Below are 13047 nucleotides of genomic sequence, written 5' to 3'. Positions count from 1 at the left end.
TGCCTTCAGGATGCCGGAACGGAGCCGCAACGGCAGACTGGTGGCGTCTTGCACGATGGCCTTGGCTTCAGTGACGCCTTCGGTGGCGGCAGTCCACCCCGGCCCCACCCGCCGCTCCGGGCTGCTCCGCTCCCTGCTCTCCCTGGTGCTGGCCATCGGCCTGGTGCTGGCGGCTCCGGTCGCGGCCGCCCGGGCCCTGTCGGCGTCGGATCTGCCCGCCCGTCCACCGGCCGAGCACGTGCTCGACGGCGCCGACGTGCTCAGCCGGGCGGGCAAGGCCGAGATCGAGCGCCAGTTGCAGGCCTTCAGCGCCGAACGGGTCGATGCCCGCCTGATCACCCTCACCCGGCTCGACTACGGCCTTGACCTCAACACCCTCGCCGGACAGCTGCTGGAGCGCTGGACGGCCGATCCCCCGGCCGGCAGCAGTCCCGATCCCTTGCTGCTGCTGCTGATCGATACCCAGACCCGGGCCACGGCGATTGCGGCCCAGCCCCCCCTCGACCGCCAGCTGCCCAGCGAGCTGCTGAAGAGCACCGCGGCCACCACGATGGCCCAGCCGCTGCGCAGCGGCGACCGCTACCGACAGTCGGCCGTCGACGCCCTGCAACGTCTTGCCACCGTTCTCCAGGGCGGGGAAGATTCCGGCGAACCTGTCATCGAGGAGACGGCCGCCGTCGTCAGCAACATCCCCACCCGGGAGGAGACCTCCAGCAGCAATGCCTTCACCTGGGTGATCGTCCTGCTGGTGGTGGGCACCGTGGTGCCGATGCTCACCTGGTGGGTCTTCTCCCGCTGATCCCCCCGCTACCCGCCTCCCCATGGGACTGACGAACTGGATGGGTACCTTCGGGCGGGCCCGCTCCCTCGACCTGAGCTCCGATCTTGAACGCGGCTATGAAGCCGCCCTGCTCATCCAGAGCATCGAGATGGAGCACTACAACGACCGGCCGGTGCGTCCCGAACTGGAGCTGAGCATCCCGCGGGCGATGCAGTCCCAGGTGCTGCGCCGCTTCCGGGCGGCCCTGCAGGTCTGCCGCCAGTCCAGGGGCGTGCTGGCCCCGTACCGGCAGGAGCTCTCCGGCCAGGAACTGCGCCAGTACCAGCTGATCGACACGGTCACCGCCCGCTATGCCGTGGCCCGGGAGGAGCTGCCGGCCCTGAGCCGCACCCCGGAGATGCTGCCCCGCAGCCTGGTGAGCGTGGTCGACCAGGTGCGCCGCCAGCTCGACCCGGAGGCGGAGGCCAGCGTGGTGGCGGGCTTCCGACGCCGCCGCGATTCCACCCTGGTGTCGCTGCGGATCCTGCTGCTGCTGGTGCTGGTGCCGGTGCTGGTGCAGCAGGTGAGCCGCACCTACGTGGTGTCGCCCCTGGTGGATCGCTTCGCCCCCGACAACGCCTTCCTCGCCTACCCGAAACCCCACCTGGAGGAGCGGGCCGTCGAGAAGCTGCGGGTGTACCAGGCGGAGATCGAATTCGACGCCCTGCTGGCGGGCAAGGCCCTGCCCAGCCGCGAGGACCTGCAGACGGAGCTGGCCAAGCGGGCCCAGGAGCTCAAGGAGGAGGCCGACCAGGAGAGCACCCATGCCATCAAGAACGTCCTGGCCGATGTCTGCGGTTTCATCGGCTTCGTGGCGGTGGCCATCGCCGGACGGCGCGACATCCAGGTGCTGCGGGGCTTCATCGACGAAATGGTGTATGGCCTGAGCGACAGCGCCAAGGCCTTCGCCATCATCCTGTTCACGGACATCTTCGTGGGATTCCACAGTCCGGAGGGCTGGACGGTGCTGCTCGATGGTGTCGCCCACCATCTGGGATTACCGGCCCAGGAGAATTTCGTGATGCTCTTCATCGCCACCTTCCCGGTGGTCCTGGCCACGATCTTCAAGTACTGGATCTTCCGTTACCTCAACCGCGTCTCGCCGTCCTCGGTGGCCACCCTGCGCAACATGAATGGTGGCGGCTGAGGTGGCGGCTGAGCCCCCGACCGGGGTCCAGCGCCATCCGCGCCTCACCCTGGTCAGTGGACCTTCGCGGGGCGGCAAGAGCCGCTGGGCCGAGCATCTGGCCGGCGCCAGCGGCCTGGCGGTGATCTACCTGGCCACCGGGCCCTCCCTGCCCGACGACGACGCCTGGCAGGAGCGGCTGCGGCGCCACCGCCTCCGGCGTCCCCCTGAATGGGGCTGCCGCGAGGTGGGCGGTGAGCTGGCCGCCGAGCTGGAACGTCTGCAGGTCGGGCAGCTGGGGCTGGTGGATTCGCTCGGAACCTGGGTGGCCGCCCACCTGGAGCTGGAGGCGCCTGACTGGCGGCTCCGCTGCGACGAGCTGCTCGGGGCCATCGGCGCCTGCCCGGCGCCCCTGGTACTGGTCTGCGAGGAGACCGGCTGGGGGGTGGTGCCGGCCACGGCGGCCGGATCCCGCTTCCGCGACCGGCTCGGGACGATGCAGCAGACCCTCCAGGCCCACAGCGAGGCGGCCTGGCTCGTCCTGCAGGGGCGTGCCATCGACCTGCTGGCCCTGAGCCAGCCCGTGCCTCCCGGCTCCTGAGGACCGCCCCGGATGCCCCGCGTCGTTCTCTACCAGCCCCAGATCCCGCCGAACACCGGCAACGTGGCCCGCACCTGCGCCGCCACCGGCTGCGAACTGCATCTGATCGAACCCCTGGGCTTCACGATCAGCGACCGCCATCTGCGCCGGGCCGGCCTGGATTACTGGCCCTGGGTGTCGCTGCACCGCCACGGCGACCTGGAGCGCTTCCAGGCGGAGCGACGGCGGCGGGGTGGCCGTCTGGTGGCCCTCAGCAGCCAGGCGGAGGCGTCCTACACCGATTTCCGCTTCCATCCCGACGACTGGCTGCTGTTCGGACGGGAGACGGACGGATTACCGAACGACCTGCAGGCGTCGGCCGAGGCGCGGCTCACCATCCCGATGGCCTGCCGGGCCCGGGACGGCCAGGGGGGCGTCCGCAGCCTGAATCTCTCGGTGTCCGTTGGCATCGTGCTGTTCGAGGCCCTGCGCCAGATCGGGCCGGCCGCAGGCAGCGACTCCTGAGACCCAAGGGGGACCGTCCCGATGTCCCGACCGAGTTGTGCCTGAGGAACCTTGCCGCCTGTGGTTCATAGCGCTACTCTCTGCCGGACCCGCAGATGTTGGCTTCTCTGCTGGGTTTTGTCCGCTGGATGTGAAATGCATGAAGCCTTTCCGCTTGATTCTTCCCTTTCTGCTCTCCACACCGGCCGTCGTGCCGCTCGTGGCCGTTCTCGCTGACGATTCCCCCAGCACGGTGTCCACCGAGACCCTGCTGGCCTCCCTGCCTTCCGCCACCGACCGGCTCTGGGTCAAGGTGCGCCGTCCGGTGTCCATCGAGGAGCTCTCCACCGCCCTCGACCTCGATGAGAGCCGCCTGGCCCGCCTCAATGATGTCGATGAAGACCACCGCTTCGGCAACGGCGACTGGCTCGTGGTGCCGTCCCGGGGCAAGGAGCGCATCGGCCGCATCGCCTCCCTTGACGCCTCTGCCCAGCGCCAGAGCCCCCCTGTCTCCACCCCTCCGCCAGTAGAACGGGATGGCGTCGTCCGCTTCGGCGACACGGTGCTCAAGCTGGCCCAGCGCTACGGCCTGAGCGTGGCCGAACTGGTGCGCCTCAATCCGGGCCTGGAAACCGCCCGCCTGGTGGTGGGCAGCCAGGTGCGACTGGCCCAGTCGGCACCGGGCCGTTCCCGCATGCTGCTGGGCCTGAAGCCCTCCGTGAGCGGCGGCATCAGCTGGCCCGAGCTCCCCGAGTTCGGCGACCCCCAGCCCCCCTTCGAGGGTGGCACCACGGCCCCCTCCACCAGCTGGATCTGGCCCACCCGCGGGGTGTTCACCTCCGGGTTCGGCTGGCGCTGGGGCCGGATGCACAAGGGCATCGATGTGGCCAACAACGTCGGCACCCCGATCATGGCCGCCAGGGAGGGCCAGGTCGTCTTCGCCGGCTGGCATGACGGCGGCTACGGCTTCCTGGTGGAGATCGCCCACCCCGACGGCAGCCGCAGCCTCTACGCCCACAACAGCCGCCTGCTGGTGGCCAGGGGCGAGACGGTGACCCAGGGTCAGGTGATCAGCCAGATGGGCAGCACCGGCCGCAGCACCGGTCCCCACCTGCACTTCGAGATCCACCCCCCCGGCCGCGGCGCGGTCAACCCACTGCAGATGCTCCCCCCCCGGGCCTGACCCGGCCGGGGGCCGAGCAGGCCATCGTCTAAAGTCAGATGGATTGGCTCGGTAGCTCAGCTGGTTAGAGCGTGGGATTCATAACCCCAAGGTCGGGAGTTCAAGTCTCCCCCGAGCCACTTTTCCCTGGGTCATTCGTCCCTCAATCCTTGTAACCAGGGTGGAGACATTCCCCCCTGGTTACAGCAACGTTGACGCCCTCTCGACGCTGCGGGTTCAGCGCATCTCGATGGCGTTGAGCCGTTCACGGAAGCTGCGGGCATTGGCCGCCTCCTGGCTTTCCACACTCTCGACCGGGGCCGGCAGCGGAGCGATCACGGGCAGGGCAGGCGCGGCGGTGACGACGACGGGCTGGGAGCTCTGGACCGAGCGGCGGCTGCGGCCGTAACCCCCGGACTGGGAACGGTTCTGCAGGGCACGGGTGAGGCTCTTGCTGCGGTTGGCGGCGCCCACGGTTTCCCCATCCTTGGGGCGGATCAGGGGATTGCCCTTGAGTTCGGAGCGCAGCTGATTGATGAGCCGGAAGTGGCCGGTGGTGTTGTATTTCCGCAGAACGGTTGGATCCCAACCCATGGCAGAGGCATCGCTACTTTGGACAGCATCGTAGGGCCAGACCCACCATGACCAGCAGCGGCAGGCTCGTGGGCCTCGAAGCCCCTGACTTTCGCGCCACCGCGGTGGTGGATCAGGAGTTCCGGGAGGTGTCGCTGCGCGACTATCGCGGCAGGGATGTGGTGCTGTTCTTCTATCCCCTCAATTTCACCTTCGTCTGTCCCACGGAGATCACGGCCTTCAGTGATCGCCACGGGGAATTCGCCCGCCTCGGCGCCGCCATCCTGGCCGTGTCTATCGACAGTCCCTATAGCCATCTGGCCTGGGTACAGACCGAACGAAAGAGCGGGGGGCTCGGGGATGTGGCCTACCCCCTGGTGTCGGATCTCAACAAGGAGATCGCCAGGGCCTACCACGTGCTGGACGAGGAGGCCGGCACGGCCCTGCGGGGACTGTTCCTGATCGACCCCGATGGGGTGATCCGCCACAGCACCGTCAACGATGTGGCCGTCGGCCGCAGTGTGGACGAAACCCTGCGGGTGCTGCAGGCGTTCCAGCACGTGCGGAACCAGCCGGGCCAGGTCTGTCCCGCCGACTGGACGCCCGGGGCCCGCACCCTGGCCCCCGATCCCCGTGGCAGTCGCGACTACTTCGCAGCCCTGGACTGAGCCTCAGCCCAGCAGCGATTGCAGCAGGCGCCGGCCGTCGAGGCCGCCGGTGACCGGATCACAGGCCCGCTCCGGATGGGGCATCAGGCCGAGCACATTGCCGGCGGGATTGGTCAGGCCGGCCACGTCGCCCCGTGATCCATTCGGATTGGCGACGTAGCGCAGCACCACACAGCCCTGATCATCGAGGCGCTCCAGCTCCTGGGGCTCCACCTGGTAGCGCCCTTCCCCGTGGGCGATCGGCAGGCTGATGCGCTCGCCGGCGCCGTAGGCGCCCAGCCACCGGCAGGCCCCGGGCTGCACCTCCAGGGGGCTGCTTTGGCAGAGGAAGTGCAGATCCCGGTTGCGGGTGAGGGCTCCGGGCAGCAGGCCCATCTCCGTGAGCACCTGGAAGCCGTTGCAGATGCCGAGCACGGGCCCACCGCGCTCCGCGAAGCTGCGCACTTCCTCCAGCACGGGGGCGAAGCGGGCGATGGCGCCGCAGCGCAGGTAGTCGCCGTAGCTGAACCCCCCCGGCAGCACGACGGCCTCGAGGCCGGAAAGGTCGCGCTCCTCATGCCAGAGGAAACGAACGGGGATGCCCAGGCAGCCCTCCAGGGCCCAGGCCACGTCCCGGTCGCAGTTGGAGCCGGGAAACACAACAATGCCGACGGTCATCGATCCGCTCCCCTCAACCCGCTTCGGCCAGATCCAGTGACCAGTCCTCGATCACCGGATTGGCCAGCAGGCGGTCGCTGAGCAGCTCGAGCCGGGCCTGGGCGGTGGCCCGGTCCGGCGCCTCCAGGTCCAGCTCGATCGCCTTGCCGATCCGCAGGCGCTTCACGCCCTCCACCCCGAGCCGGGCGGCGGCGGCCCGGGTGGCCTCCCCGGCGGGGTCCAGCACGGAGGGGCGCAGGGAAACCTGAACGCGGGCGTTGAAGAGCGGCACCGGGGGCACGGACGTTTGTTAAATCTTGGCAGCACGCCCCACCACCCCCCCGGCGCAGCACCAGCCTGGAGTTGATGCTCCGCACCGCTGGTCGTGGTGCCCTCCCTGCGACGGTTTCTGCTGGATCCGCTGGGGCCCGGATTGCTGGCCTGGCTGGCGGGCCTGGCCCTGGCCTGCACGGCCCTGCAGGCCCACTCCCTGCCGGGGCTGGTGTCGCTGCAGTGCCGCGTTGCCGATGGTCCCTGGCAGGAGTGCCAGATGCAGGTCGAGGAGCTCGGCCTCCACTGGTTCCTGCTGGTGGGGGGCCAGAGGATCGAGTTCCGCCATGACGGTCGGGGCCGGGTGACGATGCTCAAACCCTCCGGCAGCTGGCAGCCGGTGAACAGCCGCTGGGTGGAGAACACCGATCTCTGCTGGGATGGGATCTGCGCCCGGGGTGACATCCCCCTCGACTGACGCTGGCCTGGTTCCTCAGAGGCGATCGAGGGCGTCGCGCAGGGGGCCGGCGGCGCCGGCGGTGGCCAGCAGCACCAGCTCCAGGCCGTCGGGGCCATCGCCCTCGGCGGGGGCGGCGGCAGGGGCCATCCCCTCCCGCTCCTCGTACCAGCAGTCGAGGCGACGGCCGACCCCCTGGATCTGCAGCGGCAGGCGCTTGCCGTCCTGACGCAGCCGCCCCTTGAGCCGCACGACGGGATGGTCGATCAGCAGTTGCTGCAGCTGGGCCTCCAGGGCGGCTCGCCCCCATTGGCCGGCCCGTCGCACGACGATCGACTCCATCGCCACGTGGGCATGGTCGTGGTGGTCGTGATCGTGATCGTGGTCGTCGTGGTGGTGATCGTGGTCGTCATGGTCATGGTCGTGGTCGTGGTCGTGATCACGGCCGGGACCATCCAGCACCAGGGAGGGATCGAGACGGCCCCGGGCCATGGGCAGCACGACGGTGCCGGGGCGCAGGTCGGCGCGCAGCGCTTCGGTCACCCGGGCCAGGGCCTCCGGCTCCAGCCGGTCGGCCCGGCTCACCAGCACCAGGTCGGCCGCACCGAGCTGGTCGGCGAACAGGTCCTCGATGGCGCTGATGTGGTCGAGGCTGGGGTCGGCCCGGCGCTGGGCCTCCACCGCCTCGGCGTCTCCCACCACGTGGCCGGCGGCCATCGCCTCGCCATCCACCACCGTGACCACCCCGTGCACCCGGGTGCGGCTGCGGATCTCCGGCCAGCCGAAGGCGGCCACCAGGGGCTCGGGCAGGGCCAGGCCGCTGGTTTCCACGACGATGCCGTCGAGCCGGTCGGCCCGCTCCAGCAGCCGCTGCATGGTGGGCAGGAACTCATCCTGGACGGTGCAGCAGAGACAGCCATTGGCCAGCTCCACCAGCCGGTCGTCCAGCTCCTCCTCGGGGCAGAAGCCGCAGGAGGCGATCAGATCGCCGTCGATGCCCACCTCGCCGAACTCGTTGACAAGGACGGCCAGCCGCAGTCCGCTCTCCAGCAGCAGGTGGCGCAGCAGGGTGGTCTTGCCGGCCCCCAGAAATCCGGTCACCACCGTGACCGGCAGCCGTCGGGTGCTGGTGGCGGTCATCGGGGACAGGGCAGGGGGAACCGAAACCTAGGGGAGGCGCCGCCGGCCGGGGTCAGCGGCAGCCCAGGCTCTCCCGCGTGTCGACGCCGGTGAGGGGATGGCTGCCGGCGGCACGGGCGCAGAGGGCCTTCTGCTCCGGCAGATCGAGAACCGCGTCGCTGAAGTCCGCCCCGTCGATGCGGGCATCCCGGAAGCGGCTCTGCATCAGCATGGCGTTGCGGAACTGGGCGCCCCGCAGGTCGGCCCCGTCGAAGCGGGTGGCGAAGGCCACCACGTCCTCCAGGTCGGCGCCGCGCAGGTCGGCCTGGCGCAGGTCGGTGGAGTTGAACACGGCCCCGCGCAGGTCGGCGTCCCGCAGATCGAAGCCCTCCATCGAGGCCTTGAGGAACTCCTGCTGCTGCAGGTTCCGGCCTCGCAGGTCGGGGTCGAGGTCCTGGAAGGAGCGCTGGGCGCGCAGCTCGGGGGCGGTGATCGCCTGGGCCGGCGCCACCGGCAGCACGGTCCAGACGAGCAGCAGGCCGAGCACCATCCCCAGCACGCCCCCCAGGACGGACCCCAGCAGGTCGGCCAGCGGGGCCCTGGGCCGCCGGACGATCACGGAGGAGGGAAGGGAGCTGGGGACCATGCCACACCGGTACGCTGCCGGATCAAGCTAGGCAGACGCAGCCCGTCATGAGCATGTCCCTGCGGGTGGTGGTCCCCCCCCATCCCCTGATCGGCCACTGGCTCACCCTGCTGCGCGACGGGGCCACCCCCTCGCCCCTGTTCGCCACCGCCATGGCGGAGCTGGGCCGCTGGCTCACCTATGAGGCCCTGCGCGACTGGCTGCCCCATCGGCCGGTGTCGATCACCACGCCCCTGGGCCACTGCGATGGCCAGGTGGTCGATCCGGAGGTGCCCCTGCTGGTGATCCCGGTGCTGCGGGGGGGACTGGGGCTCTGGCAGGGGGCCCAGTCGGTGCTGCCGTCGGCCCAGCTGGCCCATGTGGGCATCGAGCCCTGCGGGCCCGATCACAAGCCCCACTGGTTCCTCGACGACCTGCCGGCCACCATCGATCCCCGCAGCGGCGTGCTGGTGTTCCTGCCCGTCCTCGCCAGCGGCTCGATCCTGCTGGCCCTGCTCGACCGTCTGGCGGGCCTGGGGGTGGAGGGCCAGCGGCTGCGGGTGATCACCACCCTGGCCGCGAGCCCCGGGCTGAAGGTTGTCGGCGAACACCACAGCCAGCTCACCATCTACTGCGCCGGCATCGACCCCGAGGTGGACAGCCGCCACCGCGTCGTTCCGGGTTTCGGCGAGGTGAGCGAGCGGCTGTATGGAATCGCCGCCGCCACTGCCTAGGCTGAGCCCCTCAGGTCCCGATGCCCCTTCCTTTGCAGGTTCATGGCTGATTCCCGGCAGCAATCGTCCGCCAGCGGCAGTCTGGTTCTGCTGGCCGGGGCCGCCGGGGCGGTGATGGGCGCCGCCGGGCTGGCGGTCTGGCTGCTGCGCCGGGCCGATCGTCACCGGCTCGCCCAGCGCCAGCTGCGGATGCTGCGCGTCTCCCGCCTCAGCGAAGCCTTCGAGGAGCCGCCGGTGAGCAGCGACCAGCTGCACGACCGCGTCCAGAAACTCAACCAGGCGATCGACGAGGTGCGCCGCCAGCTCGAGCAGCTGCAGCCCCAGGCCTGAGGGCGCAGGCCCCTCGGTAAGTTGCTGCAGACCCGTTCCTCCCCGGCCATGCTGCGCTCCGACGCCATCACCAAGGGCCTCCAACGCTCCCCCAACCGGGCCATGCTGCGGGCCGTCGGTTTCGGCGACGGGGACTTCGGCAAGCCGATCATCGGCATCGCCAACGGCTACAGCACGATCACCCCCTGCAACATCGGCCTCAACGATCTGGCCCGGCGGGCCGAGCAGGCCGCCCATGGGGCCGGAGCCATGCCCCAGATGTTCGGCACCATCACCGTCAGCGACGGCATCTCGATGGGGACCGAGGGGATGAAGTACTCCCTGGTGTCGCGGGAGGTGATTGCCGATTCGATCGAAACCGCCTGCAACGCCCAGAGCATGGATGGCCTGCTGGCCATCGGCGGCTGCGACAAGAACATGCCCGGCGCCATGCTCGCCATGGCCCGCATGAACATCCCGGCGATCTTCGTCTACGGGGGCACGATCAAGCCGGGCAAACTCGGTCCCTGTGATCTCACCGTGGTGAGTGCCTTCGAGGCGGTGGGGCAGCTTTCCGGTGGCCGGATCGACGAGGCGGAGCTGCTGGCGATCGAGAAGAACGCCTGCCCCGGCGCCGGCAGCTGCGGCGGCATGTTCACCGCCAACACGATGAGTTCGGCCTTCGAGGCCTTCGGGCTGAGCCTGCCCTACAGCTCCACCATGGCGGCGGAGGACCCGGAGAAGGCCGAGAGTGCCGCTCGCTCGGCCGAGGTGCTGGTGCAGGCGATCGCGGCCGGCATCCGCCCCCGGGACCTGCTGACCCGGGAGGCCTTCGAGAACGCCATCGCCGTGATCATGGCGGTGGGCGGCTCCACCAACTCGGTGCTGCACCTGCTGGCGATCGCCCGCACCGCGGGCGTGCCGCTGACGATCGACGACTTCGAGACGATCCGCCAGAAGGTGCCCGTGATCTGCGACCTCAAGCCCAGCGGCCGCTACGTGACCGTGGACCTGCACCGGGCCGGCGGCATCCCCCAGGTGATGAAGCTGCTGCTCGACGGCGGCCTGCTGCACGGCGACTGCCGCACGATCGAGGGGCGCACCCTTAAGGAGGTGCTCGCCGACGTGCCCTCCGAACCTCCGGCCGGTCAGGACGTGATCCGGCCCCTGTCGAACCCCCTCTACGCCCAGGGCCACCTGGCGATCCTGCGGGGCAACCTGGCCGAGGAGGGCAGCGTGGCCAAGATCAGTGGCGTCAAGAACCCGGTGATGACCGGCCCGGCCCGGGTGTTCGAGAGTGAGGAGGACGCCCTGGCCGCCATCCTCGCCAAGCGCATCAGCGCCGGCGATGTGGTGGTGATCCGGTACGAGGGTCCGGTGGGCGGCCCCGGCATGCGCGAGATGCTCGCCCCCACCGCCGCGATCATCGGTGAGGGGCTGGGGGATTCGGTGGCCCTGATCACCGACGGCCGCTTCTCCGGCGGCACCTACGGCATGGTGGTGGGCCACGTGGCCCCGGAAGCCGCCGTGGGCGGCACCATCGCCCTGGTGCAGGAGGGCGACAGCATCACGGTGGATGCGAAGCAGCGGCTGATCCAGCTCAACGTGGCCGAGGAGGAGCTGGCCCGGCGCCGTAGCGCCTGGACGAAGCCCGCCCCCCGCTACCGCACCGGGGTGCTCGGCAAGTACGCCCGGCTGGTGAGCAGCAGCAGCCTGGGGGCCGTCACGGACCTGTACCCGGACTGAAGCGCGGGCCTTCATCCCGATTTCAGAAACGTGCAATTTGCGCAGGGCGATGCAGGCCTGCACTGACGGCGCAGGCACCCTGCTGCTGACCGCAGCAGGGTGAATCGCCGGCCAGCACTGGCATCTGGTCCACGGAGGGGCTCCGGCGCTTCATGAAGCATCTGGCCACCGATCACAAAATCGGGCTTAGAGCATAGGAAGTCACCCCCTGGACCCATGCGAAGCCACTCCGAACCCGGTCCCTTCCTGCGGCCGGTGCGCGTCACGATCACCGTCCCCTACAACGCCTACCAGGCCCTGGTGGAGCGCAGCAACGTCCAGGGGCGCTCCCTCTCCAACCTGGCCGCCTACCTGCTGGAGTCGGCCCTGCAGGGCGGGCAGGCAGGCGAGCACAACCCGGGCCGCATGGAGTCGGCGGATGGGTTCCGACGCCGGGCCTGAACGCTGCGGGAGTCCCGGCTACTCCGGCCGGGACTCCCGCAGCAGCTGGGACGGCTTGACGTGGAACCGCTGCTGGAAATCCACGCTGAACAGTCCCAGGGAGCGATAGCCGCACTCGCGGGCGATGCTCCCCACCGAGTCGTTCAGATTCGGCCGCTCCAGCCGTTGCCGGGCACGGTCAAGACGCTGCATCTTGATCCACTTGGTGGCGGTGCAGCCCATGCGCTCGGCGAAGGCATACTGCAGGGCCCTGCGGGAGTAATGGCTCCTTGATTCCAGGTCAGTGAGGGTGAGCGGCTCCCCCAGATTCTGCTTGATGTAATCGATCAGTTCGTCAAAGGAATCGCGGCCCTGCCGCTGCCGGTGCAGGAGCCGATCCAGGGTCTTGTCCTGGCGGATCTCCGGCAGCAGCATCGCCACGATCAGCCGATAGATCTGGTCGTCAAACTGCAGCCGATCGAGCAGACCCCGGCCATACCCTGAGAGCTGCCCCGCCATGGCGATGGTCTGCTGTAGGGCAGTAAGCAGGGAAGGGGCGACAGGATTCCGGGGCGGGCTCCAGCCGTGGGCCTGGCAGACATTCTCCTCCCAGCCTTTCGGTTTCTGCTGATAGCCCCCCATTGCCATCGCCGTCTCCAGAAGTCGATCCCGCGTCAGGGAAAAAGCCACCGCGGATGACAGGGTGCTCTCCATCGTGCAGGCCGCATTGGCCATCAGCACACACCCTCCCCTGGCACAGGGCCAGGTGGTGGAGCCCTGTCGCAGCCGGTGTTCTCCGCCGTAGCCCAGCACGACAATGTGCTCCTGGCGTTCGGAAAAGGCCATGCGCATCGGCCTCGCAGTCCACGCCGTCGCCACGAGGCTGCCGAGGTGGAGATTGGCGCCGTAACACCACCAGGAGGCCTCCGTTTCCAGCGGAATGATTTCCACCAGCGGCAGGGCCTCCTGCAACATCGCGGTGCAGGAATGGGAGGTGCAGGAATGGGGAGCCTCACCCAGCTGATGCTGAAGCAGCAGGGGGTTGGAGAAATGGGCAACTTCAGGGTGCCATTGGCTGGGGAAGCAAGGCTCGCTGCACATACGAACTCCCACCTCCTCACTTTCACCATTCGTTCAGGGTATCACACAATGAGCATGAATTCCTTAGAGCCAGTCACCTGTGCGCTGATCGAGACGTCGTGCCTACAAGCCTCAACATCTGCCACGACAGAAGTGTGCTGTTGATTGCAGTTCATGATGATTCCCTGCAGTGATCAGAACGGATGCAATCCCATGCG

General features: G+C 69.3%; 17 protein-coding genes and 1 tRNA gene. 12 read left to right on the top strand and 6 right to left on the bottom strand.

The features are described from left to right. The first annotated feature begins 10 nt into the window (after positions 1-10). The 6 genes from psb32 (at position 11) to CJZ86_RS03465 (ending at position 4332) form a co-directional block, all read left to right on the top strand. Complete coding sequence (psb32, locus tag CJZ86_RS03490) at positions 11-799, top strand: photosystem II repair protein Psb32 (protein WP_094584725.1); 789 nt, start codon at positions 11-13, stop codon at positions 797-799. 22 nt (positions 800-821) lie between these two features. Continuing rightward, positions 822-1967 carry a proton extrusion protein PcxA gene (gene pxcA / locus CJZ86_RS03485; RefSeq protein ID WP_094584551.1) on the top strand — a complete coding sequence of 382 codons (1146 nt, stop codon included), beginning with the start codon at positions 822-824 and terminating at the stop codon, positions 1965-1967. Continuing rightward, positions 1954-2547, top strand: coding sequence for a bifunctional adenosylcobinamide kinase/adenosylcobinamide-phosphate guanylyltransferase (locus CJZ86_RS03480; protein WP_198960066.1), 594 nt, complete (start codon positions 1954-1956; stop codon positions 2545-2547). Before pxcA ends, CJZ86_RS03480 begins: the two co-directional genes overlap by 14 nt. 12 nt (positions 2548-2559) lie before the next feature. Continuing rightward, positions 2560-3051 carry a tRNA (cytidine(34)-2'-O)-methyltransferase gene (locus CJZ86_RS03475; RefSeq protein ID WP_094584550.1) on the top strand — a complete coding sequence of 164 codons (492 nt, stop codon included), beginning with the start codon at positions 2560-2562 and terminating at the stop codon, positions 3049-3051. 154 nt (positions 3052-3205) lie between these two features. After that, complete coding sequence (locus CJZ86_RS03470; protein WP_233133817.1) at positions 3206-4213, top strand: LysM peptidoglycan-binding domain-containing M23 family metallopeptidase; 1008 nt, start codon at positions 3206-3208, stop codon at positions 4211-4213. A 45-nt stretch (positions 4214-4258) separates the two neighbouring features. Then, positions 4259-4332: transfer RNA gene (locus CJZ86_RS03465), tRNA-Met, on the top strand. 97 nt (positions 4333-4429) lie between these two features. On the opposite strand, the gene CJZ86_RS03460 is transcribed toward CJZ86_RS03465, so the two are convergent. Then, entirely contained in the window at positions 4430-4786 is a 357-nt protein-coding gene (locus CJZ86_RS03460) for a hypothetical protein (protein WP_094584548.1), read from the bottom strand. Positions 4787-4833: 47 nt separating this feature from the next. Here CJZ86_RS03460 and CJZ86_RS03455 point away from each other — a divergent pair, with 47 nt between their 5' ends. Then, on the top strand, positions 4834-5433 hold the full coding sequence (locus CJZ86_RS03455; protein WP_094584547.1) for a peroxiredoxin: 600 nt from the start codon (positions 4834-4836) through the stop codon (positions 5431-5433). A 3-nt stretch (positions 5434-5436) separates the two neighbouring features. Here CJZ86_RS03455 and purQ read toward each other — a convergent pair whose 3' ends face one another. Together purQ and purS are read right to left on the bottom strand one after the other, a co-directional pair. Continuing rightward, a complete protein-coding gene (gene purQ / locus CJZ86_RS03450; RefSeq protein WP_094584546.1) occupies positions 5437-6090 on the bottom strand; it encodes a phosphoribosylformylglycinamidine synthase subunit PurQ in 654 nt (217 codons plus the stop codon). 13 nt (positions 6091-6103) lie between these two features. Beyond that, positions 6104-6361, bottom strand: a complete 258-nt coding sequence (gene purS, locus CJZ86_RS03445) for a phosphoribosylformylglycinamidine synthase subunit PurS (protein WP_094584545.1) — start codon at positions 6359-6361, stop codon at positions 6104-6106. 93 nt (positions 6362-6454) lie between these two features. Between purS and CJZ86_RS03440 the strand changes: the two genes are divergently transcribed. Next, the gene (locus CJZ86_RS03440) at positions 6455-6817 is read left to right on the top strand and encodes a hypothetical protein (RefSeq protein WP_233133816.1); all 363 of its coding nucleotides are present in this window, start codon (positions 6455-6457) and stop codon (positions 6815-6817) included. Between the two features lie 15 nt (positions 6818-6832). Here the strand turns inward: CJZ86_RS03440 and cobW are convergent, their stop codons facing one another. Together cobW and CJZ86_RS03430 are read right to left on the bottom strand one after the other, a co-directional pair. Next, the gene (gene cobW / locus CJZ86_RS03435) at positions 6833-7936 is read right to left on the bottom strand and encodes a cobalamin biosynthesis protein CobW (RefSeq protein ID WP_094584544.1); all 1104 of its coding nucleotides are present in this window, start codon (positions 7934-7936) and stop codon (positions 6833-6835) included. A 52-nt stretch (positions 7937-7988) separates the two neighbouring features. Next, positions 7989-8561, bottom strand: coding sequence for a pentapeptide repeat-containing protein (locus tag CJZ86_RS03430; protein WP_198960065.1), 573 nt, complete (start codon positions 8559-8561; stop codon positions 7989-7991). A gap of 47 nt (positions 8562-8608) precedes the next feature. Here CJZ86_RS03430 and upp point away from each other — a divergent pair, with 47 nt between their 5' ends. The 4 genes from upp to CJZ86_RS03410 all read left to right on the top strand — a co-directional run bounded on the left by upp (position 8609) and on the right by CJZ86_RS03410 (position 11770). Next, entirely contained in the window at positions 8609-9274 is a 666-nt protein-coding gene (upp, locus tag CJZ86_RS03425) for a uracil phosphoribosyltransferase (RefSeq protein WP_094584543.1), read from the top strand. Positions 9275-9316: 42 nt separating this feature from the next. Next, positions 9317-9604 carry a hypothetical protein gene (locus tag CJZ86_RS03420; protein ID WP_094584542.1) on the top strand — a complete coding sequence of 96 codons (288 nt, stop codon included), beginning with the start codon at positions 9317-9319 and terminating at the stop codon, positions 9602-9604. Positions 9605-9652: 48 nt separating this feature from the next. Next, a complete protein-coding gene (ilvD, locus tag CJZ86_RS03415; protein ID WP_094584541.1) occupies positions 9653-11329 on the top strand; it encodes a dihydroxy-acid dehydratase in 1677 nt (558 codons plus the stop codon). 216 nt (positions 11330-11545) lie between these two features. Continuing rightward, positions 11546-11770 (top strand): ribbon-helix-helix domain-containing protein, encoded by a 225-nt coding sequence (locus CJZ86_RS03410; RefSeq protein ID WP_094584540.1) that lies wholly within the window; start codon positions 11546-11548, stop codon positions 11768-11770. A gap of 18 nt (positions 11771-11788) precedes the next feature. On the opposite strand, the gene CJZ86_RS03405 is transcribed toward CJZ86_RS03410, so the two are convergent. Next, a complete protein-coding gene (locus tag CJZ86_RS03405) occupies positions 11789-12724 on the bottom strand; it encodes a helix-turn-helix transcriptional regulator (protein ID WP_158219494.1) in 936 nt (311 codons plus the stop codon). Positions 12725-13047: the final 323 nt, after the last annotated feature.

The organism is Synechococcus sp. BO 8801, assembly GCF_002252675.1.
In the GTDB taxonomy this organism is placed as follows: Bacteria; Cyanobacteriota; Cyanobacteriia; order PCC-6307; family Cyanobiaceae; genus Cyanobium.
The sequence above is the reverse complement of the archived record's forward strand: the minus strand, read 5'-3'. Positions and strand labels throughout refer to the sequence as shown.